The sequence below is a fragment of the Geobacillus sp. FJAT-46040 genome, assembly GCF_002335725.1.
Lineage (GTDB): Bacteria > Bacillota > Bacilli > Bacillales > Anoxybacillaceae > Geobacillus > Geobacillus thermoleovorans.
Genome location: NZ_NISS01000001.1, coordinates 1,722,248 through 1,745,512 on the forward strand (window position 1 = coordinate 1,722,248; position 23,265 = coordinate 1,745,512).

Consider the following 23,265-nt stretch of genomic DNA (forward strand, 5'->3'; position numbering starts at 1 on the left):
CTCTTTCTATGTACCCATTTTCACCCCCTTAAAAGCTGAACCGCTTCCGCATGACATGGAAGCTGAACTTGTCGGAGCGGAAGTAGTTGACGGAATAAAAAATCGGCTCATCGTTTTTATCGAAATGCATTTGCTTGAGCACAAGCAGCGCCGTTTCCGGGTCGCATTGCAAAATCGGCGACACTTTTTCATGATAGCCGAGCGGCACGATGCGCGCGACCGCATAGGCGATATCACGATGCGTTTGGTTGTGCAAGTTTTCAAACAGCGACTCCTGTTCATAGGAGATGCCCTTTGGCAAATATTTGCATAAAATTTTATCCAAGCAATAAACGACCGGCTCCCCATCGGCGGTGCGCACCCGCTCGATGAGCAACAAATTCTCGTCCGGGCGGCATTGGAAGCGGCGCATATCGTCTTCTGTCGGCTGTTGGATGGAGGAAGACAAAAAAATCGTTCCTGGCTTGCGCCCCGCTTGACGAATCATATCCGTGACGCTTGAGAGCTGCTCGATGCCGGACGTAAACAGCGGACGGGCGTTGACAAACGTTCCGACGCCGTGGCGGCGGATGATAATGTTTTCTTCTTCCAGCACCCGCAGCGCTTCCCTCAATGTCGCCCGGCTGACGCCAAGCTGTTTGGCGAGTTCAAACTCGGACGGCAGTTTTTGCTTTTCTTTGTACACTCCCGTTTCAATATCGCGCTTGATGCGATCAATCACTTGCAAGTAAAGGTGGCGGCTGTCTGATTTGATTGACATGACAACGTCCTCCGTGTTACGCATTTCCGTTGAGATCAGACCTCTGACATTAGACATATAACCTTTTTGAGATTACTATATCATTTTTTACTGGGCAAATAAATAGGTGATATCAAATTTTGTCGAAGAAAAAGAAATAGGATTGGCAACGCTTCCAATAAGATGTATGATTGAGCGGGCAGGCTTTTTTCGCCCGCCCTTTTTTCCCATTTATGATGTCTTTTTTAAATCTTCCTTCGACCAAAGAACGGCGCGCGGCTTGCTTCCTTCATACGGGCCGACGACGCCGCGCTCCTCCATGGCATCAATGAGCCGAGCGGCGCGATTGTAACCGATGCGGAAGCGGCGTTGCAGCATCGAGACGGAGGCGCTTTGCATTTCAACGACAAGACGGACCGCCTCATCGTACAACTCGTCTTCAAGGGCTGAGGAAGAGGGTTCGCTGTCTTCGACGAACATCTCCTCATAATATTGCGCCTGCTGCTGTCCGATGACAAACCGAACGACTTCTTCCACCTCTTGGTCGGAGACAAACGCCCCTTGGACGCGCACTGGTTTTGAGGCCCCCATCGGCAAAAACAGCATATCGCCGCGGCCGAGCAGTTTTTCCGCCCCGCCCATATCCAAAATGGTGCGCGAGTCGATTTGCGATGATACACTGAAGGCGATGCGCGACGGAATGTTCGCTTTGATGACGCCGGTGATGACGTCCACCGACGGGCGCTGGGTGGCGATGATCAAATGGATGCCAGCGGCGCGCGCCATTTGCGCCAAACGGGTGATCGCCTCTTCCACATCCGAGGAAGCCACCATCATCAAGTCGGCCAATTCGTCGATGATCACGACGATGTATGGCAAAAGCGGCTGCTGTTCCGACGCCGTTTCGTTATAGTGGCGGATATGCTCGTTATATCCTTCAATGTTGCGCGTGCCGGTATGCGAGAACAGCTCGTAGCGCCGCTCCATTTCTTGGACGACTTTTTTCAGCGCCTGGGCCGCTTTTTTCGCGTCGGTGACGACCGGTGTCAACAAATGAGGAACACCGTTGTACACACTTAACTCCACCATTTTCGGATCGATCATCATCAGCTTCACCTCATGCGGCTTCGTGCGCATGAGCAGGCTGACGATAATGCCGTTGATGCAGACGCTTTTGCCGCTGCCGGTCGCGCCGGCGATCAACAAATGCGGCATTTTGTTTAGTTCCGCAGCGACGACTTCACCGGAGATGTCGCGCCCAAGCGGAATCAAAAGCTTCGCCTTGTCCCGTGTATGCTCAATGGCTTCCAGCACTTCGCGCAGCGAAACAGTGGCGATCTCTTCATTTGGCACTTCGATGCCGATCGCAGACTTGCCGGGGATCGGTGCTTCAATGCGGATGTCTTTCGCCGCCAAAGCGAGCGCCAAATCGTCGCTTAAGCTGACAATTTTGCTCACTTTCACCCCGACGTCCGGATACACTTCATATTTCGTCACCGCCGGACCGAGGTGCACTTGCGTCACTTTCGCCTTGACGCCGAAGCTTTGGAACGTTTTCTCCAGTTTTCGCGCGTTGGCGTAAATGTTCGCATGATCGGCCGATTGCCCGGCCGGCTTCGGCAGGCGAAGCAAATCAAGCGGCGGCAGGTCGTAATTGGTGTTTTCATGCTCGGAAAACGCAAGCGGCGGCGCCGGTTTGTCCTCCTCCCCCCCACTGTCGCCTTCCACCAGTGGATTCTTCTCTTCTTCCGGCTCAGCGGCCGACCGGACCGCGGCAAAATCGGAAATGATCGGCGGCGGGGAAAGCAGTTCCTCATCCGGCTCGACGCTGCTTGCTTCAGCCGGCTCGTCTTCCCGCTTTGCGGCCGCCCGCCGCGAGCGTCGGCTTCGGCCGCCGCTTTCCTTGCGCTTCCTCCCCGCCCGCCATTGCTTTATATCTTCGACAAACGCCAACCATTCTTTTCGCACAAACGCTGCGGCAAAAGCAACCCATTTGCCGGCCGTCTCGCGCAGCGATTTCCCGGTCAGCACGACAAAGCCGACGATGAACAGAAGGAAACAAATCCATTTCGTCCCGGGCGAATCGAACAGCTGGTAGCTGGCGGCAAATAACAGGGCGCCGACCATTCCGCCCCCTAAATCCACATCGGCCGCCTTGCCGCTTGCTTCGTTCCAAAACAGCCCCCACGTCGTCCGAATGATGCTCGGATCAAGCTCGCCGCGCCGCGACATGAGTTCAAACAGCTTGTCATGGCTCAAAAGCAGAAGCGCCGCGGCGATGGACGAAGCGCCGACAAACGGGCGGCCCGTCCATGACGGCCACTCCCGCCGCCACATGACGATGAGCGATAATAGGAAAAGTCCGCCTACTAATAGCATGTACCATTCGCCGAAAAAAAAGCGACCCACAAGCACGAGCGTCTCCCCGACAAGCCCGAGGCGGGCCATCGCAACGACAGCGACCGCGAGCAAGCCAAGTCCGATCAATTCAAAGCGGATTGTTTCCGTCCATGGCTGTGTTTTTGACGGCTTCCCTTTTCTTCTTCGCTTTCGTTTCGCCATGATCGTTCACTCCAGCATGAATGAATTGGCAAGCCGGAAAAAAGCAGCCAACAATGGCTGCTTTTTTCCGTTTGTTTACTATTATATCATGAACGGCTGAACAATTCATTACGATGTTGCCGCAGAAGCTGGAAATCTCGCCCCAGGCGCATATTTGGCGTTTAAAAAATGGAACGGATTCGTGCTTAAGTTTTGCACGATTTCATATTCTCCCGTTTCTACAGATTGGACGAGAAACGGAATGCCATCGTAATACACCATTTTCCGCTTCTCATAAACAGCGGCATCGACCGGAAAAATCAAATGTTCGGGCATGATCGTATACAAAATCATTGGATCATCTTCCCTTCCCCGTTTTTCCTCATCGCGATCAGCTCGCGCAGCTTCGCCATCGCTTGGGACACGCCCCCGACTTCATCGATGAGCCCGTACCGGACGGCGTCAGGCCCAACGACGTTCGTGCCGATGTCGCGCGTCAAATTGCCTTTGGAAAACATGAGCTCTTTAAACTTTTCCTCGCTGATCTTCGAATGTTTCGTCACGAAGCGGACGACGCGCTCCTGCATTTTATCCAAGTACTCAAACGTCTGCGGCACGCCGATGACAAGCCCCGTCAAACGGATCGGATGAATCGTCATCGTCGCCGTCTCGGTGATGAACGAATAGTTGCACGACACAGCGATCGGCACGCCGATCGAATGGCCGCCGCCAAGCACAACGGAAACAGTCGGTTTCGAGAGCGAGGCGAGCATTTCGGCAATGGCGAGCCCTGCTTCCACATCGCCGCCGACCGTATTTAAAATGACGAGCAGCCCTTCAATTTTCGGGTTTTGCTCGATGGCCACAATCTGTGGAATGACGTGCTCGTATTTCGTCGCCTTATTTTGCGGAGGCAGCTGAATATGCCCTTCAATCTGTCCGACAATCGTCAAACAATGAATGTTCGTATCGGGATCCATTTGCGGGACGTTCGTCTGCCCAAGCTGGGTGATGGCCGCAGTCGCTTCCTCGGCCTTTGTTTCCGGCTGTTCTCCCTCGGTTTCCGCTTGAAAATAACGTTCCTTCTCCATCCATTTCTCGTCTCCTTTCTTGTCGATCATACGCTTAGTATGGCCGAAAGAAAAAAGAAAAATGCCGGCAACGGCTGACCGTTCCCGGCATTTTCCAGTTGACTTTGAGCATGATTGCATTATACTTCCATAATAATAGGCAAAATCATTGGTCTGCGCTTCGTTTTTTCAAATAAAAACTGACTTAACGCTTCACGGATGTTCGCTTTCAACGACGACCATTCAAGCATGTACGATTCAAGGCAGCGCTCGATGATTGCCGCCACCATTTTCTCTGCTTCCTCCAGCAGTGTCTCAGACTCGCGCATGTAGACGAACCCCCGCGAAATGATTTCCGGGCCGGCGGCGATCGTTTTCGCTTCTTTATTCAGCGTGACGACGGCGATCAAAATGCCGTCCTGGGACAATAAGCGGCGGTCACGCAACACAATGTTGCCGACATCGCCAATGCCGAGGCCATCAATTAAAATATTGCCGTACGGCACTTTGCCGCCAGGGCGGGCGGCACCGCCGCGGAACTCGATCACTTCGCCTTTGTCGATTAAAAACGTCCGCTCCTCCGAGATGCCGACCGCCTTCGCCAACCGGGCGTGCGCTTTTTGCATCCGATATTCCCCATGCACCGGAATAAAGTATTTTGGCTTCATTAAATTGAGCATCAACTTTAATTCTTCTTGGCAACCGTGCCCAGATACGTGCACTTGCCGGTCGCGGTAAATCACGTTGGCGCCGGCCCGATACAAGGCGTCGATCGTTTTCGCGAACCCAAGCTCATAGCCCGGCATGACGGATGCGGCGACGATGACGGTATCCCCTTCTTTGATGTTCGCTTGTTTGTTCGCTTGACGCGCCATGCGCCAAAGCGCGCTCATCGGCTCGCCATGCCCGCCGGTTGTCAAAATGACGAGCTCGCGGTCATTGTAGCGATCGATATCGTGCGCAGAAATCGTCACCTTGTCTGGAACATGCAAATAGCCAAGGCGCACGGCGATGTCCATTACTTTATGCAGCGTTTTGCCGATGACTGCCACTTTACGCCCGGATTGGTGGGCGGCGTACAGCACTTGCTGGATGCGGGTGATGTTGGAAGCGTAGCAGGCAACAAACACGCGTCCTTTCGCATGGCCGATCACGTCAGCGATCTCATAGGCGACTACCGTATCGGAGCCGCTGTAGCCGGGGCGTTCGGCGTTTGTGCTGTCCGACAAAAGACACAGCACCCCTTCTTCGCCGATTTGCGCCATTTTCCCTAAGTCGGTGCGGTTGTTGCCGTACGGGGTTTGGTCGAATTTAAAATCGCTCGTGTACACGATCGCACCTTGCGATGTATGCAGACTGATGCCGATCGAATCGGGGATGCTGTGGATCGTGCGGAAAAACGTCACTTTCGCCTTGTCAAACACGAGCTCCGCATCCGGATGAACTTCATTGAGCTTCGCGCCCGACACCCCTTGTTCTTTTAACAGCGCCTCCGCCAACCCGAGCGTCAGCTTCGTTCCGTATACCGGCACAGACAGCTGCTTGAGCACGTAGGCGATCGCCCCCATATGCTCCTCGTGCCCGTGGGTGAGAAAAATTGCCTGAATGCGATGCTGCCGTTCAATCAAATATGTGATGTCCGGGATCACTTTGTCGATGCCGAGCATTTCGTCTTCCGGAAACATCACCCCGGCGTCGATGACAAAAATGTCCTCGTCCAATTCGACAACATACATGTTTTTGCCGATTTCTCCGACTCCCCCAAGGGCAAAAATGCGTATTTTCTCTACCGGCTTTATTTTCGATTTCAAGGCTGCGTCCTCCCAATTGTGATGCTAACCCGCTCAAAGTCACTTGCTTTTATTATAACGAATCGATGCTGAAAAACACAAGATGGTTCATTCACCAGCCAATGGATTTCACAGCCAAGGCAAAAAAAGGCCCCAACGCGCAAGCAAAGCGTTGGGGAATCGTTTCGTTACGACAGCGCATCGAGCAGGCGGCTTAGCTCCTTCCGCTCTTGTTCGGTGAGCGGCACAAGCGGAAGGCGCACCGAACCAACGTCCAGCCCGCGCAGCTGCAGCGCCGTTTTCACCGGCACCGGGCTTGGGGCGGCAAACAAGCCTTTCATGAGCGGCAGCCATTTTCGATGCAGCGCCGCCGCCTTCTGATGATCGCCCGCTAAAAAGGAACGAATCATTTCCTGCATTTCATTGCCAATGATGTGCGAAGCGACCGAGACGACGCCATTGCCGCCGATCGCTAGCACTGGAAGCGTCAAGCTGTCGTCGCCGCTGTAGAGCAAAAAGTCGTCCGGCGTACGCTCAATGATTTCCGCCATGGCGTCCAAATTGCCGCCCGCTTCCTTGACAGCGACAATGTTCGGAACTTCGGACAGCCGGATGACCGTCTCCGGAGCAAGACTCACCGACGTGCGCCCTGGAACGTTATACAGCATCACCGGCAGCGATGTGCTTTCGGCAATCGCTTTGAAATGTTGATACAGCCCTTCTTGGTTCGGCTTGTTGTAATACGGCGCCACAAGCATGACAGCATCGACGCCCGCCTCTTCCGCCTTTTTCGTCAGCTCGATCGACGCGCGCGTATCGTTCGTGCCCGTTCCAGCAATGACCGGCGCCCGGCCGTTGACGACGGAGACGACATGGCGAAAAAGCGCGATTTTTTCCTCGGTCGTCAACGTCGGCGACTCGCCGGTCGTGCCGGCGACAACGAGCGCATCTGTGCCATTGTCAAGCAAATAGTTGACAAGCTCCGTTGTTTTTGCCAAGTCGAGATTCCCTTTTCGGTCAAATGGCGTAACCATCGCCGTTATGATGTTCCCGAACTGAACCACGGTTTTCACTCCTCGCTCCAAATCGCTTCATCTTCGCCCGCATCCGCCTCGGATAAACAGAAGGCGTCATGCAGAGCGTTGACCGCCTTTTCCATATCGTCTTGCTTCACTAGCACCCAAATCGTCGTATGGCTGTCGGCGGACTGCAAAATTTGAATGCCTTGCTCCGACAAGGCAGTGACGATTTTCGCCGTCACCCCCGGTACGCCGGCAATGCCGGCGCCGACGACCGACACTTTGGCGCATCGGGGCGTCACGGCCGGTTCGTAGCCGATGCGGCGCAGGGCGGCCACCGCTTTTTCCGTCATGTCGCCGCTCACGGTGTACACAACACCGTACGGGGAAATGTTGATAAAGTCCACGCTGATCCCTTCATGGGCCATCGCTTGAAACACGTCAGACTGCAGCTCATAGTGGCCTTCTTTCGCCAGCACTTTGATTTGTGTGACGTCGGCGACGTACGTAATGCCGGTGACAAGCCGCTCTTTCACATCGCTTCCTTTTCGGCCGCGCACCGATGAAGTGACGAGCGTCCCGGGAGCATCGGAGTACGTCGAGCGAATGCGCAGCGGCACTTTCGCCTGCATGGCGATCTCCACCGCGCGCGGATGGATCACTTTCGCCCCTTGGTACGCCATGTTGCAAATTTCCGTATACGTAACGACGTCAAGCGGCCGGGCGCTCTCAACGATGCGCGGGTCGGCGGTCATGACGCCGTCGACATCGGTGAAAATATCAACCCACTCCGCGTTTAACGCCGCGCCGAGCGCTGCCGCCGACGTGTCGCTTCCGCCGCGGCCGAGCGTTGTTATGTCGCCGTTTTCCGCCATGCCTTGAAAGCCGGCGACAACGACGACGTCGTATTGCCGAAGCGCCTCAAGGAGGCGGTCGCAGCGCATTTCGAGAATTTTCGCGTTCGTATGATCGCTGTTCGTGCAAAATCCTGCCTGGGCGCCGGTGAACGCCGTCGCTTTGATGCCGTGTTCGTTCAACAAGTTGCTGAACACAACGCTTGAGATGATTTCTCCGCACGCCATAAGCATATCTTGCTCTCGTTTTGTGACATGGTGATGAACGCCGCCGATCAAACTAAGCAGCGTATCGGTCGCATATGGATCGCCGCAACGTCCCATAGCCGATACGACGGCCACGACTTTATAGCCATCTTCCAACGCCCGTTCAATATGGCGGCGCGCCAAGTTCCGCCCGCGCTCGTCGCGGACGGACGTGCCGCCGAACTTTTGAACAATGAGTTTCATGCTAACACCTCGATGCTTTTTCAAATGAGCCCGAGCTTCAACAAACTTTCTGCGATTTGCACCGAGTTCGAGGCTGCACCTTTTAGCAAGTTGTCAGCGACAATCCATAGATGGAAGCCGCGGCGGTTGTCCAAATCGCGGCGGATGCGGCCGACAAACACGTCGTACTTACCGACGCAATGGGCCGGCATCGGATACAACTGTTCGCTCGGATCATCTTGAAGCACGACGCCCGGCGCTTCGCGGAGCACCGCCTGCAAGTCAGAGGCGGTGACGCCGTCTTGTTCAATTTCGATGTACACCGATTCCGAATGGCCGCTCGCCACCGGAATGCGCACGCACGTCGCCGCCACTTTCAGCTCAGGCATATGCATAATTTTTTTTGTTTCATTGATCATTTTCATCTCTTCAAACGTAAATCCATTGTCTTGAAACTTATCGATTTGCGGAATGGCGTTGAACGCAATTGGGTAATGCTTTCGGTCCGATTTCACTGGCAAAATGTTCGCCTCCACCGGCTTCCCTTCGAGCACCGCTTTCGTCTGCTCGTTGAGCTCTTCAATGGCCTGCGCTCCCGCCCCGGAGACGGCTTGGTACGTCGAGACAATGACGCGCTCTAGGCCAAACGCCTTCCGAATCGGCTCCAACGCCACAACCATTTGAATCGTCGAGCAGTTCGGATTGGCGATAATGCCGTTATGCCACGTCAAGTCGCTTTCGTTCACTTCCGGAACGACAAGCGGCACGTTTTCCTCCATCCGAAACGCGCTCGTATTGTCGATCACGATCGCTCCGCGCCGCACCGCTTCCGGCGCCAGCGCTTTCGATACGGCGCCGCCGGCGCTGAACAAGGCGATGTCGACCCCGTCAAAGCGCTCGGGCGATGCCGCCTGCACTTCGATCTCCTCGCTGCGAAAGCGCATTTTTTTGCCGGCTGACCGCTCCGATGACAACAAAGTCAATTTTCCAACCGGGAAGTTCCGGTCTTCAAGCGTCCGCACCATTTGCTGCCCGACGGCCCCCGTTGCTCCGACGACAGCGACATGATATTGTTTTTGAGCCATCCACCATTCTCCTTCCACATCGTCACTCTTAAGAAGTGAATTCATAGTCTTTATTTTATCACATTCCGCTGTGGACGAGAGAACATTTTTATGCGGAACATGGATTTTCGATTCAGTTGTAGCGGAACCGCTCGATAATGACCGGCTGCAGCTGCTTCCCTTCAAGCGCGGCGAGAATCGTATCGCGCAAAAGCGGCATGTAGGCGACCATGGAGTTCGGCTTCGCCTGCGGGGCGTCTTGGCCGAACGGGATGAAATAAATGTTTTTTGCTGCCATAAGCCGCATTAGATTGACGCCGTTTAAGCCGAGCGCATCGTTCGTCGAAATGCCAAGCACGACCGGGCGGTGGTTGCGCATCGTCGCTTTCGCCGCCATCAGCACGGGGGAATCCGTCATGGCATTGGCCAGCTTGCTCATCGAGTTGCCGGTGAGCGGAGCGATCACCATGCAGTCGAGCGGAATTTTCGGCCCGAGAGGCTCCGCTTTGACGATCGTATCGATCACTTCATGTCCGGTCAGTTGTTCGAGTTTTTTCACCCATTCTTCCCCTTCGCCAAAGCGGGTGTTCGTCGTTTTCACCGTATAGGTGACGATCGGCAGCACCTCCGCTCCTTCGTTGACAAGCTTCTCGATCTCCGGGAACACCGCATCATATGTGCAATGCGACCCGGTGAGGCCAAAGCCGATCCGTTTTCCTTTCAAGCTGTTTCCGCTCATGCATGATTCTCCTCCCGTTTTTGTAAATCTGCATATAATAGTTGCGCCAAGACGTTGGCGATGATTTGCCCAGCTGTCTTCGGCGCGACAATCCCCGGCAGCCCGGGCGCCAAAATGGCTTTCACTCCCCGTTTTTCGGCATAGCGGAAGTCAGTGCCGCCCGGTTTTGACGCCAAATCGATAATCAGCGTATGGGGCGGCATTTTGGCGATGACGCTCGCCGTCACGATGAGATGAGGCACGGTGTTGATGCAGACGTCAATGTCACGCACTTCTTTTTCCAAATCGTTTAAGTGAAACGGCACGAGCCCCATTTCTGTAATGCGGGCGAGATGCTCCGACCGGCGCGCCCCGACTTTCACTTTCGCCCCCAACGCGGCGAACGTCCGGGCGACGGTCATGCCAACGCGTCCAAGCCCCAAGACGGCAACGCATGAGCCGTGGATCGTAAAATCCGTATGCTGAATGACCATCATCACCGTGCCTTCCGCGGTCGGAATGGAGTTGTAAATGGCGACATCGTCGCGCTCAAACAACTGCACGTGCTTGCGCCCTGTTTTTTTCACCAATTCGTCCAAATACGCGTTGCTGATGCCGGAATAAATCGTGCATTGCCGCGCCGTTTTTTGCACCATCTCTTCTGTAAACGGAATCGGTTCGTGGGCAAACACGCTGTTGACGTTTCCGTCCAGCGTCGTGCCGTGAACCGGCAAAATGATCGCATCCAAATCGGCAAAATCGACTTCGCCAATCGGCAGCTTCATCGCCCCGGTGAAATGATGGGCGAGCTGGTCGAAGCCGACAAGCGACAACTTCGCGTCGAGTTCAACGAGTTTGCGGATGACTTCAAGCTGCCTAGCATCGCCGCCGATGATGGCGATATGCGTTCCTGTCAGCATCATGTTGTACGCTCACCTTCTTTTCTGGCAAACTGCTCCGTTTCCTTTCCCATCTTATGTTGGAAGGAAAATATAGGTGAATATCCTTGCGGGAAAAAATGGGCGATATGCGCCCAAAGCTGACAAGAGGCAGTCATTTTTTCTGTTTTTGTTCCTTACATATAAAGTAAAGAAGCGAAAAAGGAGGAAACCAGCATGAGGCTGAGCGAGTTAAGCGGAAAAGAAATTGTCGATGTAAGCCGAGCCGAGCGGCTCGGGGTGCTCGGGCAGACCGATTTGGAAATCAACGAGCAAACGGGGCAGATCGAGGCGCTGCTCATCCCAACGGGAAAATGGTTCGGGTTTCGCAAAGACGGACAGGAAATTCGCGTGCCGTGGAAATATATTCGCAAAATCGGCGCCGATATGGTGATGATCGACGTCCCCGAGGAAGGGTGAAAGAGGCGGAAACGAAAAGCTAACAACCTAGCGAAAGGTCGTTAGCTTTTTTGGGCTTGGTCTATGAATGGAGCGGGCGCGGCAGCACGCCGTCCGGGCTGATTAAGGCGAGCGCGTAATCGTCCGTGAAAACCGTGCGCGCCAGTTCGTTTACTTTTTCCACCGTGACACTTTCAATCTCTTCAATGATCTCATCAAGCGAGCGGTGGCGGCCGAGAAGGAGTTCATTTTTGCCGTTGCGGCTCATCCGGCTGTTCGTGCTCTCGAGCCCAAGCATCAGGCTTCCTTTCATCTGCTCTTTGCTGTTATGCAACTCTTTTTCGGTCACTCCGTCCTCCTTCAGCTGGCGAATGGTGTGCTGGATCGTTTCGAACAGCACATCAAGCTGGCTGCTTCCTGTGCCGGCGTAAATGGCGAGCAGGCCGCTGTCTTGGTAGGCGGAATGGTACGAGAACACCGAATACGCCAATCCGCGCTGTTCGCGCACTTCCTGAAACAGCCGGCTGCTCATGCTGCCGCCTAAAATATTGTTCAAGATGAGGAGCGGGTACGCGTCCGGATGGCCGATCGGCAACCCGTTGAATCCGATGCATACGTGCGCCTGCTCAGTGTCCTTTTTGCGCGCGATCTTTTGCGGCACAAACGCCGGCGTCCCTGAAGAAGGCAGCTTGCTCTCTGCGGCAAACGAGCCGAAATAGCGCTCGACCTCATCAATAAACCGTTCGTCGACGTTGCCGGCGACCGAAATGACGACGCGATCCGGTGTATAGTAGTCCGCCATATATTGGCGCAGCGTGTCGCCAGTAAACGTGCGCAGCGTCTCTTCCGTGCCCAAGATCGGATAGCCGAGCGGATGACCCGCATAGCACGCTTTGCCGAGCAAATCGTGGACGATGTCATCCGGTGTATCTTCATACATTTTGATTTCCTCGAGCACGACGTTGCGCTCCTTTTGCAGCTCATCCTCCACAAATGTGGAGTGGAAAAACATATCGGCGAGCATTTCAAGCGCCAGCGGCGCGTGTTCATCCAACACTTTGGCGTAGTAACACGTATACTCCTTCGATGTAAAGGCGTTTACTTGCCCGCCGATGCTGTCGAATGCTTCCGCAATGTCCCGGGCCGTGCGCGTCGTTGTCCCCTTGAAAAACATATGCTCTAAAAAATGGGAAATGCCATTGGTTTGCTCCGTTTCATTGCGCGAGCCGGTCCCGATCCATATGCCGATGGCCACCGACCTTACAGTCGGAATTTGCTCGAGCACGATTCGCACACCGTTTTTGCACGTATATTTGTTAATCAACTCCATGTTCCTCCTGTTTGTTTGCCAGTCTTTTCTCATCGAATAAGGCCGTCAAGCTGCCTAGGGCGTAGCCTTTTTGCTTAATCGAGATGATCAGCTCGTCAAGTGCAGCCGCCGTCGGCATCGTTGGGTGCATCAAAATGATGGCGCCAGGATGAACTTTCGATGTCACCCGTTTCACTATAACAGATGGCGACGGTTTTTGCCAATCAATTGTATCGACGCTCCATAGAATCGTTTTCATGCCGAGTTCCGCGGCGACCTCGACGACCTCGTCGCGGTAGCTGCCGCTTGGCGGGGCAAACCATTTGCATTTAACCGATGTCGCCGCCTCAATCACTTCGTTTGTTTTTTCGAGCTCGCGGCGGATGTTGTCGACAGCGAGCGTTTTCATATCGGGATGGCTATAGGAATGGTTGCCGATTTCATGGCCGGCGTCTGCTATCATTTTTGCCATCTCCGGGTGTTTTTTTACCCATCGTCCTTCCAAAAAGAACGTCGCCTTGACATTGTATTTTTTCATCGTCTCAAGCATGTCGGGGAGGTATTCTTCCCCCCAAGCGACATTGACCGCAAACGCCACCATCGGCTTGTCAGGATGGCCGCGGTAAATCGGCGCCGGCGGCAAATCGTCCAAATGGACGCGCGGGGGCACTTGACGGAACACGAGTTTTCGCTCATCAAACATCCCCGTTTTCTTCATGTTTTGATAGGAGGCGTCAATGTCGACGGCGAGCCCGTTGTAGCCGGGCGTCGCCTTCCATACTTTATCGATGACCGCATCTTGGGCGGGAATTTCATATTGCTTCGCTTGTTTGACGATCGTGTCGTACAGCTTGTCGCGCTCTTTCATCGCGGTTGTTTCCATCGGACGCCAGCTCGCGATGTAATCGCCAACCGGAGGCCAATGAACCGCCGCCCAGGCGGCAAGAAACATGACCGCTAGCGCCATATAGCGGGCAATTCCGTTGTTCACCCTTGTCCCCCTCCTTTTTTACTACTACAACATATGTCTTAGGGGGACAGGATAGAACATAACAAAAGAGCCTTAAGAAACAAATTCCTAAGGCTTCATGCGATGGCGCTCCGGCCGTCTTCCTCGTTTTTCCCTAGATTCCCGCGGCAGTTCCCCTCCAATGTTGCGGGCATCGCGCAACACCGCTTTGCGCGACAGGTTGACGCGCCCTTGCTTATCGATTTCCGTTACTTTCACTAAAATTTCATCACCAATCGAAACGACGTCTTCGACTTTGCCGACCCGCCCTTCAGCGAGCTCGGAAATATGGACAAGCCCGTCTTTGCCGTTGAACAACTCAACGAAGGCGCCGAATTTTTCAATCCGTTTCACTTTGCCTAAGTACACTTGGCCGACTTCGACTTCGCGGACGATGTCTTCGATGATTTGCTTCGCTTTTTGGTTGGCCGCTTCATCCACAGACGAGATGAAAATCGTGCCGTCTTGTTCGATGTCGATTTTGACGCCGGTTTCGTCGATGATTTTGTTGATCTGCTTGCCGCTTGGTCCGATCACCTCCCGGATTTTGTCCGGGTTGATGTGCATGATCAAAATTTTCGGTGCATATTTGGACAGCTCTTTGCGCGGTTCGCTGAGCGTTTGCATCATATGATCCAAAATCTCGAGCCGCCCTTTGCGCGCTTGCATGAGCGCCTCTTCCAAAATCTCGCGCGTCAATCCTTTGATTTTAATGTCCATTTGCAATGCCGTCACGCCTTTTCTCGTGCCGGCGACTTTAAAGTCCATATCGCCAAGATGGTCTTCGATGCCTTGAATGTCTGTCAAAATCGTGTAATGGTCGTCGTTTTTCACAAGCCCCATGGCAATGCCGGCGACCGGTGCTTTAATCGGCACCCCAGCATCCATCATCGCCAGCGTGCTGGCGCAAATGCTGGCCTGCGATGTCGAGCCGTTCGACTCCAGCACTTCGGAAACGAGGCGGATCGTATACGGGAATTCGCGCTCCGACGGCACGACCGGCTCGAGCGCCCGTTCGCCAAGCGCCCCGTGTCCGATTTCACGACGCCCCGGCCCGCGCATCGGCCCGGTTTCCCCGACGGAAAACGGCGGGAAGTTGTAATGGTGCATAAACCGCTTCGATTCTTCAAGGTCAAGCCCGTCCAAAATTTGCACATCACCAAGCGCCCCAAGCGTACAAACGCTCAACACTTGCGTCTGCCCGCGCGTAAACAAACCGGAGCCGTGCGTGCGCGGCAGGACGCCGACCGCCGATGAAAGCGGACGGATTTCATCAACTTTGCGCCCGTCCGGACGGATTTTCTCGACCGTGATCAAACGGCGCACTTCCTCTTTTACGAGTTTATGCAAAATTTCCTGTACTTGCTTGAGCTTCTCCTCATCCGCTTCTTCCGCCTCATATTTGGCGATGACGCCAGCTTTCACATCTTCAATGGCAGCATCGCGCGCCAGTTTCTCCGGCACTTGCACCGCTCGCTTAATGTCCGCTTCGGCAAGCTGGCGGATTTCCGCCTCCAGCGCTGGATCCGGCTCGTAAAGGACGACTTCCATTTTTTCTTTGCCGACTTGGGCGGCGATTTCCTCTTGGAAGGCGATGAGCCGCTTCACTTCCTCATGGCCGAACATGATCGCTTCCAAAATCACTTCTTCCGGCACCTCATCCGCCCCGGCTTCCACCATGTTGATCGCATCTTTTGTGCCGGCGACGACAAGATGCAGATCGCTTTTTTCCATTTGCTCGACCGTCGGATTGATGACAAACTGGCCGTCAACGCGGCCGACGATGACACCGGCGATCGGCCCTTCAAACGGAATGTCGGAAATCGTCAGCGCCACCGACGAACCGATTAAGGCCGCTACTTCCGGCGCGCAGTCTTGATCAACGCTCATGACCATCGAGACGACTTGCACTTCGTTGCGGAATCCTTCGGCAAACAGCGGGCGAATCGGTCGGTCGATGAGACGGCTCACCAAAATGGCTTTCTCGCTCGGGCGACCTTCGCGCTTAATAAACCCGCCAGGAATTTTTCCAACCGCATACAACCGTTCCTCGTAGTTGACGGTAAGCGGGAAAAAGTCAACGTTTTTCGCCTCTCGCGACGCGGTGGCTGTGCTCAACACGACCGTATCGCCGTAGCGGACGAGCGCCGCGCCATTCGCCTGTTTCGCCAGCTCGCCGGTTTCGACGATGAGCGGCCGCCCGGCCACATCGATGGAAAACACGCGTTTCTCTTGTTCCATACAGACGAGTACTCCTCTCTATGTACAGATGAAATTTAGATCAGCTGATGATTAGTATAGACGAATTGGCACCATTGTTATCATCGCCGTGTCAATCACGCCTATAAACTAGCAAAAAAGCGGGAATGCTCCCGCTTTTTTATCGACGTAATCCAAGTTTCTCAATCAATTCACGGTAGCGCGCCACATCTTTCTTGCGCAAGTAGGCCAATAAGTTGCGGCGCTTCCCGACCATTTTCAGCAAGCCGCGCCGTGAATGATGGTCTTTTTTATGAATGCGCAAATGCTCGTTCAAGTTGTTGATTTGCTCCGTCAAGATCGCAACTTGCACTTCCGGAGAACCAGTGTCGTTCTCATGGATTTTAAACTGCTCGATGATTTCGCGTTTGCGCTCCTGCGTCAATGCCATCCTTGTTCACCTCCCTAGTCCTAGATCCCCGATTGCCGAGCGGGCGTCGGTGACTCGCCTAGCCAAGCAATGGTTCGCATACATTGATTAGAATACCTCTTTTTCCGGCAAAATGCAAGTCTTTTCGCTGAAACAGCGGAAATACTGCTCCGCCTCTTTCTTGTCGCGGGCGATTTGCGCCGTCAGTTCATCGACACTGGTAAACTTCTGCTCGCTCCGCAGACGGCGGTGCCACTCAATGGTCATCGTTTGTCCATAAATATCGCCGGAAAACTCGAATAAGTGCACCTCAATATTCGGCAATCCTTCGCGCGTTTTATGGAACGTCGGTTTGTAGCCGACGTTCGCCACCCCTTCATATACTTGCCCGCCGATCACCGCCTTGACTGCATAGACGCCGACTGCCGGCAAGGCATAATCGCTGTTTAAAGCGATGTTCGCCGTTGGAAAGCCGATCATCCGCCCGCGCCGTTCCCCGGCAACGACCGTTCCTTCAAGCTCATAAAAGCGGCCGAGCAGGCGGGGAAGCTGTTCGACCGCCCCGTCTTCGAGCAGTTTCCGCACCCGGGACGAGCTCACTTTTTCCCCGTCGACCGCGAGCTTCGGAATGACCGTCTGTCCAAAGCGGCCGCACGCATGAATCGACATCGTCTCCATCGTTCCTTTTCCGAACCGCCCATAAGTGAAATCGAAGCCGGCGACGACATGTTTCACGTGCAACCCGTCCAAATATTGGTCAACGAACGCTTCTGGCGACAGCGCAGCAAACGTCGGCGTAAATTCAACGATGTACAGCCGGTTGACGCCAAGTGATGCAATCAGCTGCTCCTTTTTGCCAAGCGGCGTGATCGAGCGCAGCTCGGACTGTTTGCCAAGCACAACGGACGGATGAGGATGAAACGTCATCACCGCGCTTTCGTACCCACGCTCGTTGGCGATCTCGACCGCGGTGCGGATCACTTTTTGATGGCCGAGGTGGATGCCGTCGAAATAGCCCAGCGCCATCACCGTCGGAGGGAGCGCCTGGCGTTCGAGACGGTGGGGATGCGAAAGAAACAGCGTTTCCATGTCCATGACCTACCTTCTTTATTTCCGCGTTGCACCCGCGGCGTTAACGAAACACTTTGAGCGGTTTCATCAAGCCGGGGCGCGCCGGATGCTTCACGTACAGGGCCAGCGCTTCCCGCTCGGGCGAAACAAGCACGACCGGCCCGTCAAGCTTCTCTAAAAAAGCGGGAAGCCGGAGCAGCGCCCCGTTTTTTACCTTCTCTGCTACTTTATCATTGATTTCATATTTCGGCAAATGAAAAAGCGCCCGCTCGATCGGGATGAGCAAGGCATCAGCCGTCCCGTCGGCCGCCCGGCGCTCAACGTCTTCAAACGTTACGCAATCTTCAAGCCGAAACGGCCCGGACGCCGTACGGATGAGGTCGGACATATGCGCCGGATAGCCGAGCCGCTCGCCGATCATCACCGCCAGCGTACGCACGTACGTGCCTTTGCTGCACGTGACGCGAAAGCGAAATGACACCGTTTCCCCAAAGAATTGTTCACGTTCATCAAGCAGTTCGAGCTCATAAATGGTCACGCGCCGCGTCGGACGTTCGACTTCGATGCCGGCGCGCGCGTATTCATACAGTTTTTTGCCGCCCACTTTCACCGCGGAGTACATCGGCGGCGTTTGCTCAATTTCTCCGGTCAAGCTGTCAAACACCGCTTCGATTTCCGCGCGCGCAATCGGCCGGTCAACCGGACGGGCGGCGATGATGTCGCCGTCCGCATCTTCGGTTGTCGTCGCGGCGCCAAGCGTCACTTTTCCTTCATACGTTTTCGTCGTCCCGGTCAAAAACTCGGCGATGCGCGTCGCCTTGCCAAGGCAAATGGGCAGCACACCGGACACGTTTGGGTCAAGCGTGCCGGTGTGTCCCGCTTTTTTTACGCCAAGCAGACGGCGCACTTTGGCCACGCAGTCGTGAGACGTCATCCCTTTCGGTTTATTCAGCAGCAATACCCCGTCCATCGACGCACCCTTTCCGTTTCCATGATCATGAATGGAAATGGATAGACGGTTCGTCTATCCATTGTTCGGCTCCCCATCCGCCTCTTTCGCCGGGTGGTCATCGCTTGAAATTTGCCGAATCAGCTGTTCGATGCGGCTGCCGTATTCAATCGTTTCATCGATTTCAAAGAAAATTTCCGGCGTCTTGCGAAGGCGGATGCGCTGCCCGATTTCCGAACGGATAAACCCTTTCGCTTTCTCGAGCGCCTTCAACGTCTCTTCCTGCTGCTTGTCATCGCCAAGGACGCTGATGTACACTTTCGCCTGTTGCAAATCACCGGTGACCCGCACATCGGTCACCGTGACAAAGCCGATGCGCGGGTCTTTCAGCCTGCGGCTGATGATGTCGCTCAACTCTTTTTTCATTTGCTCGCCAACGCGAGTTGCCCGTATATTCATCACCCATCACCTCGGTTACAACCACTCGAATGATGTGGCCGCCCGCTCCAGCTCAGGGAACGAGTCGATCAAAGCAAGCGCACGCTCGAGCTCCCGTTCGGTCGCCCGGCGGCTGGACGTAATGGCAACAAGGCCGATGGTCGCTCGTTGCCATGCGTCTTGATGATCGATTTCGGCCACAGAGACGTTATATTTTTGCCGGATTCTTGTCATGACCCGCTGCAGGACGGCCCGTTTATCCTTGAGCGAGCGGGCGTTGTAGATGATGCATTCGCACGCGGCGAAGCCGATCATGCCCGGGCCACTTCCTGCATGATGTATGCTTCGATGACATCTCCTTCTTTGATATCATTGAAGTTTTTGATCGTCAGCCCGCATTCATACCCTTGCGCCACTTCGCGCACATCGTCTTTATACCGCTTGAGCGAATCGATTTCCCCTTCGTAGACGACGATGCCTTGGCGAATGAGGCGCACCTTGCTGTCGCGGGTGATTTTGCCGTCCGTGACATAGCAACCGGCGATCGTGCCGACTTTCGATACTTTGAACGTTTGCCGCACTTCCGCCTGACCGATCACTTTCTCTTCGTACTCCGGATCGAGCATCCCTTTCATCGCCGCTTCAATTTCCTCGATGACATTGTAAATGATGCGATGGAGGCGGATGTCGACTTTTTCCGATTCAGCGACGCGCTTTGCGTTTGCATCCGGACGGACGTTAAATCCAATGACGATGGCGTTCGATGCCGTCGCCAGAGAAATATCCGATTCGGTGATGGCGCCGACAGCCGCGTGGATGATTTTCACCCGCACGCCTTCCACATCGATTTTTTGCAAGGCGGCGACAAGCGCCTCAACCGATCCTTGAACATCGGCTTTGACGATCAAATTCAGCTCTTTCATTTCGCCTTGCTTAATTTGTTCAAACAAATCATCCAAGCTGACGCGCGTTTTGACGCTTCGCTGCTCCTGCAGCTGCCGCTGCGCCCGCGCCTCCGCGATTTGCCGCGCCTTTTTCTCATCCTCAAACACCATGAAGCGGTCGCCGGCTTGCGGCACTTCATGCAGCCCAGTAATTTCGACTGGCATCGACGGAGTCGCCTCTTTGACGCGCCGGCCGCTGTCGTTCACCATCGCGCGCACGCGCCCGTATGTTGTGCCGACGACGATCGGATCGCCGACACGCAACGTTCCCGCTTGAATCAAAAGCGTTGCCACCGGGCCACGCCCTTTATCAAGCTTCGCTTCGATCACCGTACCGACCGCACGCCGGTTCGGGTTGGCTTTTAATTCTTCCATCTCACTGACAAGCAAAATCATTTCCAAAAGATGATCAAGGCCCTCTTTCGTTTTCGCCGACAACTTGCAGAAAATCGTATCGCCGCCCCATTCTTCCGGAACGAGGTTGTATTCCATCAATTCTTGCATGACGCGGTCCGGGTTCGCTTCCGGCTTATCGATTTTGTTGATGGCGACAATAATCGGCACGTTTGCCGCCTTGGCGTGGTTGATCGCTTCCACCGTCTGCGGCATCACCCCGTCATCCGCGGCAACGACAAGAATGACGATATCGGTCACTTGCGCGCCGCGCGCCCGCATCGTTGTAAACGCTTCATGCCCCGGCGTATCGAGGAACGTAATTTTTTTGTCATTGACCGTCACTTGATACGCACCGATGTGTTGCGTAATACCGCCGGCTTCTTGCTCCGTCACTTTGGAGTGGCGGATCGCATCAAGCAACGTCGTTTTCCCGTGGTCGACGTGCCCCATGATCGTCACGACCGGCGGCCGTTCAACCAAATCTTCCGGCGCATCGACAATTTCGATCGCTTCAAAGTTCGTCTCATCGATCGTCACTTTTTCTTCGACTTCAACGCCGTAATCTGAGCAGATGAGCTCGATGGCGTCTTTGTCTAAATCTTGGTTGATTGTCGCCATCACGCCGAGCATAAACAGCTTCTTAATAATTTCCGACGGTTCGCGGCCAAGCTTTTTCGCCAGTTCGGCCACGGTAAGCGAGCCTTCAAACGTAATTTTTTTCGGCAGCTCTTTTTCTTTTTTCGCCGGCTGCGGCGCTTGTTTTGCGGCTGGTGCTGCCTGCTTTTTCCCTTTCGCCGGCCCTTTTCCTTTCTTTTTCGCCGCTTGGAGCAGTTTCTTTTCTTGCTGTTGCGCCTCGGTTTTTTTCGTTTCCTTCCCTTTTGGCGCTCCCTTTTTCTTCGCCGGTTTCATTTTCGCCGCTTCTTTGCTGTCGTCAAAAATTTCCTCATCAGCAAAATCGGCCGCTTTCGCCGGCGTCGGCCGTTTCGGCTTCTCCGTTTTCTTTTCCGCTTTTTTCTCTTCTTTTTTCCCGGTGTTCGGGCGATATTGATGGTCGAGTTTTTCGACGACATCAGCCTCCAGCATCGCCATATGGTTGTTCACTTCAATGTTCATTTCTTTCAATTTATGAATGACGTCCTTGCTTGGAACGTTCTGTTTTTTCGCGTATTCATACACACGCATTTTCGACATACATTCACCCCCATTAAGATCGGTCGAGCATCGTTTGCAATTGGCGCGCAAACCCTTCGTCGATGACAGCGACAACGACACGGGCGTCCTTGCCGATCGCGCCGCCAAGCACATACCGGTCCGGCACTTTGCAAAGCGGGACGCCATAAAACGTGCATTTGTCCGTCACTTTTTTTTCGGTGTTGACCGATGCGTCTTGCGAAAGCAAGACGAGCCGCGCCCGGCCCCGCTGCACTTCTTTGACGACAAGCTCCTCGCCGGAGACGACTTTGCCCGCCCGCTGCGCCAATCCAAGCAGCGATGCCCAACGGTTATGCTTCATGTCCGGCCTGTTTCTCCTTTTCCGCCAAGGCGAGCAATTCGTCATAAATCGCATCATCGATGTCTGCTTTTAAATGGCGGGCCAAAATGTTTTTCTTTTTCGCCTGCAAAATGCACTCCGGATCAAGGGTAATATACGCGCCGCGCCCCGCCTTTTTGCCGGTTGGGTCGATCGACACTTCCCCCTCTTTCGAGCGGACGATGCGCACCATCTCCCGTTTCGGCTTCATCTCTCCAGTGACGACGCATTTGCGCAACGGAATTTTCTTTTGCGCTGCCATTTTTCATTCCCCCTCACTCGATTTCCGCCGATTGATCAAACGATGGGCCGTTTTCTTCGCTATTTTCATTATCGGCCGACGCATCGCTGAAATCAAGCGAAGTGGATGGCGCATGCGGATCAATGCCCATCTCCCGCGCTTCCGATTCGCTTTTAATATCAATTTTCCAGCCGGTCAATTTCGCCGCCAGCCGCGCGTTTTGCCCGCGTTTGCCGATGGCGAGCGACAGCTGATAGTCCGGAACGATGACCGTCGTCGCCTTTTGCTCCTCGTTGACAATGACGCGCAACACTTTCGCCGGGCTTAACGCGTTGGCGACAAACTCCACCGGATCGGCCGACCAGCGGACGATATCGATTTTTTCTCCGTTCAGCTCATCAACAATGGCCTGCACGCGTTGCCCTCTCGGTCCGACGCATGCGCCGACCGGATCGACCTCCGGGTTGTCGGAGTGGACGGAAATTTTCGAACGGTCGCCGGCTTCGCGGGCGATCGATTTAATCTCGACCGTTCCGTCGTAAATTTCCGGCACTTCGAGCTCAAACAGCCGTTTCAACAGTCCCGGGTGGGTGCGGGAGACGAAAATTTGCGGCCCTTTTGTCGTTTTTTCCACTTTCGTAATGTATACTTTCAACCGGTCGTGCGGCTTATAGGTTTCATTCGGCATTTGTTCGTTTGCCGGCAGGAGCGCCTCCGCCTTGCCGAGGCTGACGTAGACAAAGCGCGGGTCGACGCGCTGAACGATGCCGGTCATAATGTCCTCTTCACGGTCGACAAATTCGGCGTAGATGATGCTCCGCTCTGCCTCGCGCACGCGCTGGGTGACGACTTGCTTCGCCGTCTGTGCGGCGATGCGCCCGAAATCGCGCGGCGTCACTTCGAGCTCGACGACGTCGCCGATTTGATAATTCGGATTGATCCGCTGCGCGTCCTCAAGCGAAATTTCAAGGCGCGGATCGGCCACCTCTTCGACGACATCTTTGCGCGCGAACACGCGGATCGTGCCGGTGTCCATATTGAGATCGACGCGCACGTTTTGCGCCTGGCCGAAATTGCGTTTATACGCTGAAACGATCGCCGCTTCGATCGCTTCCATCACGACTTCTTTGCTGATGCCTTTTTCCCGCATCAGATCGGCTAACGCCTCAAGCAATTGCGTGTTCATG

At 54.6% G+C, this 23,265-nt stretch carries 23 protein-coding genes; 1 reads left to right on the top strand and 22 read right to left on the bottom strand.

What is annotated here, in order from left to right; translation table 11 throughout:
* Positions 1–28: 28 nt before the first annotated feature.
* From CD000_RS09070 to dpaA, 10 genes are all read right to left on the bottom strand, one after another.
* Entirely contained in the window at positions 29–760 is a 732-nt protein-coding gene (locus CD000_RS09070; protein WP_011230782.1) for a GntR family transcriptional regulator, read from the bottom strand.
* 210 nt (positions 761–970) lie between these two features.
* Entirely contained in the window at positions 971–3,301 is a 2,331-nt protein-coding gene (locus tag CD000_RS09075) for an FtsK/SpoIIIE family DNA translocase (protein ID WP_096225501.1), read from the bottom strand.
* Positions 3,302–3,409: 108 nt separating this feature from the next.
* The gene (locus CD000_RS09085) at positions 3,410–3,634 is read right to left on the bottom strand and encodes a YlzJ-like family protein (protein ID WP_011230780.1); all 225 of its coding nucleotides are present in this window, start codon (positions 3,632–3,634) and stop codon (positions 3,410–3,412) included.
* Positions 3,631–4,371 (bottom strand): ClpP family protease, encoded by a 741-nt coding sequence (locus tag CD000_RS09090; protein ID WP_015374439.1) that lies wholly within the window; start codon positions 4,369–4,371, stop codon positions 3,631–3,633. The genes CD000_RS09085 and CD000_RS09090 overlap by 4 nt, the downstream gene beginning before the upstream one ends.
* A 119-nt stretch (positions 4,372–4,490) precedes the next feature.
* Complete coding sequence (locus tag CD000_RS09095; protein WP_096225502.1) at positions 4,491–6,161, bottom strand: ribonuclease J; 1,671 nt, start codon at positions 6,159–6,161, stop codon at positions 4,491–4,493.
* Between the two features lie 167 nt (positions 6,162–6,328).
* Positions 6,329–7,204, bottom strand: a complete 876-nt coding sequence (gene dapA, locus CD000_RS09100) for a 4-hydroxy-tetrahydrodipicolinate synthase (RefSeq protein WP_011230777.1) — start codon at positions 7,202–7,204, stop codon at positions 6,329–6,331.
* Positions 7,205–7,209: 5 nt separating this feature from the next.
* Positions 7,210–8,463 carry an aspartate kinase gene (gene dapG, locus CD000_RS09105; RefSeq protein WP_011230776.1) on the bottom strand — a complete coding sequence of 418 codons (1,254 nt, stop codon included), beginning with the start codon at positions 8,461–8,463 and terminating at the stop codon, positions 7,210–7,212.
* A 20-nt stretch (positions 8,464–8,483) separates the two neighbouring features.
* On the bottom strand, positions 8,484–9,527 hold the full coding sequence (gene asd, locus CD000_RS09110; RefSeq protein ID WP_014195482.1) for an aspartate-semialdehyde dehydrogenase: 1,044 nt from the start codon (positions 9,525–9,527) through the stop codon (positions 8,484–8,486).
* Between the two features lie 112 nt (positions 9,528–9,639).
* Positions 9,640–10,245: a dipicolinate synthase subunit B gene (locus CD000_RS09115; RefSeq protein ID WP_011230774.1), complete on the bottom strand. Its 606-nt coding sequence runs from the start codon at positions 10,243–10,245 to the stop codon at positions 9,640–9,642.
* Positions 10,242–11,147, bottom strand: coding sequence for a dipicolinic acid synthetase subunit A (dpaA, locus tag CD000_RS09120; RefSeq protein ID WP_096225503.1), 906 nt, complete (start codon positions 11,145–11,147; stop codon positions 10,242–10,244). Before dpaA ends, CD000_RS09115 begins: the two co-directional genes overlap by 4 nt.
* A gap of 192 nt (positions 11,148–11,339) precedes the next feature.
* On the opposite strand from dpaA, the gene CD000_RS09125 reads away from it, so the two are divergent.
* The gene (locus CD000_RS09125) at positions 11,340–11,582 is read left to right on the top strand and encodes a YlmC/YmxH family sporulation protein (protein ID WP_011230772.1); all 243 of its coding nucleotides are present in this window, start codon (positions 11,340–11,342) and stop codon (positions 11,580–11,582) included.
* Positions 11,583–11,643: 61 nt separating this feature from the next.
* On the opposite strand, the gene CD000_RS09130 is transcribed toward CD000_RS09125, so the two are convergent.
* The 12 genes from CD000_RS09130 to nusA form a co-directional block, all read right to left on the bottom strand.
* On the bottom strand, positions 11,644–12,891 hold the full coding sequence (locus tag CD000_RS09130) for a M16 family metallopeptidase (RefSeq protein ID WP_096225504.1): 1,248 nt from the start codon (positions 12,889–12,891) through the stop codon (positions 11,644–11,646).
* Positions 12,878–13,861, bottom strand: a complete 984-nt coding sequence (locus CD000_RS09135; RefSeq protein WP_011230770.1) for a polysaccharide deacetylase family protein — start codon at positions 13,859–13,861, stop codon at positions 12,878–12,880. Before CD000_RS09135 ends, CD000_RS09130 begins: the two co-directional genes overlap by 14 nt.
* Before the next feature lie 87 nt (positions 13,862–13,948).
* Positions 13,949–16,120, bottom strand: a complete 2,172-nt coding sequence (gene pnp / locus CD000_RS09140) for a polyribonucleotide nucleotidyltransferase (protein ID WP_013523420.1) — start codon at positions 16,118–16,120, stop codon at positions 13,949–13,951.
* Positions 16,121–16,259: 139 nt separating this feature from the next.
* On the bottom strand, positions 16,260–16,529 hold the full coding sequence (gene rpsO / locus CD000_RS09145) for a 30S ribosomal protein S15 (RefSeq protein ID WP_011230768.1): 270 nt from the start codon (positions 16,527–16,529) through the stop codon (positions 16,260–16,262).
* Positions 16,530–16,616: 87 nt separating this feature from the next.
* Positions 16,617–17,597, bottom strand: coding sequence for a bifunctional riboflavin kinase/FAD synthetase (gene ribF, locus CD000_RS09150; RefSeq protein ID WP_198962534.1), 981 nt, complete (start codon positions 17,595–17,597; stop codon positions 16,617–16,619).
* Between the two features lie 43 nt (positions 17,598–17,640).
* Positions 17,641–18,549, bottom strand: a complete 909-nt coding sequence (truB, locus tag CD000_RS09155; RefSeq protein ID WP_013523418.1) for a tRNA pseudouridine(55) synthase TruB — start codon at positions 18,547–18,549, stop codon at positions 17,641–17,643.
* Positions 18,550–18,603: 54 nt separating this feature from the next.
* The gene (gene rbfA, locus CD000_RS09160; RefSeq protein WP_014195477.1) at positions 18,604–18,987 is read right to left on the bottom strand and encodes a 30S ribosome-binding factor RbfA; all 384 of its coding nucleotides are present in this window, start codon (positions 18,985–18,987) and stop codon (positions 18,604–18,606) included.
* Positions 18,988–19,002: 15 nt separating this feature from the next.
* The gene (locus tag CD000_RS09165) at positions 19,003–19,281 is read right to left on the bottom strand and encodes a DUF503 domain-containing protein (RefSeq protein ID WP_011230764.1); all 279 of its coding nucleotides are present in this window, start codon (positions 19,279–19,281) and stop codon (positions 19,003–19,005) included.
* The gene (gene infB / locus CD000_RS09170; RefSeq protein ID WP_096225506.1) at positions 19,278–21,497 is read right to left on the bottom strand and encodes a translation initiation factor IF-2; all 2,220 of its coding nucleotides are present in this window, start codon (positions 21,495–21,497) and stop codon (positions 19,278–19,280) included. Before infB ends, CD000_RS09165 begins: the two co-directional genes overlap by 4 nt.
* A 13-nt stretch (positions 21,498–21,510) precedes the next feature.
* Positions 21,511–21,819 carry a YlxQ family RNA-binding protein gene (locus CD000_RS09175; RefSeq protein ID WP_011230762.1) on the bottom strand — a complete coding sequence of 103 codons (309 nt, stop codon included), beginning with the start codon at positions 21,817–21,819 and terminating at the stop codon, positions 21,511–21,513.
* Complete coding sequence (gene rnpM / locus CD000_RS09180) at positions 21,809–22,099, bottom strand: RNase P modulator RnpM (protein ID WP_011230761.1); 291 nt, start codon at positions 22,097–22,099, stop codon at positions 21,809–21,811. Before rnpM ends, CD000_RS09175 begins: the two co-directional genes overlap by 11 nt.
* A 13-nt stretch (positions 22,100–22,112) precedes the next feature.
* Entirely contained in the window at positions 22,113–23,264 is a 1,152-nt protein-coding gene (gene nusA / locus CD000_RS09185) for a transcription termination factor NusA (RefSeq protein ID WP_096225507.1), read from the bottom strand.
* Between the last annotated feature and the right edge of the window lies 1 nt (position 23,265).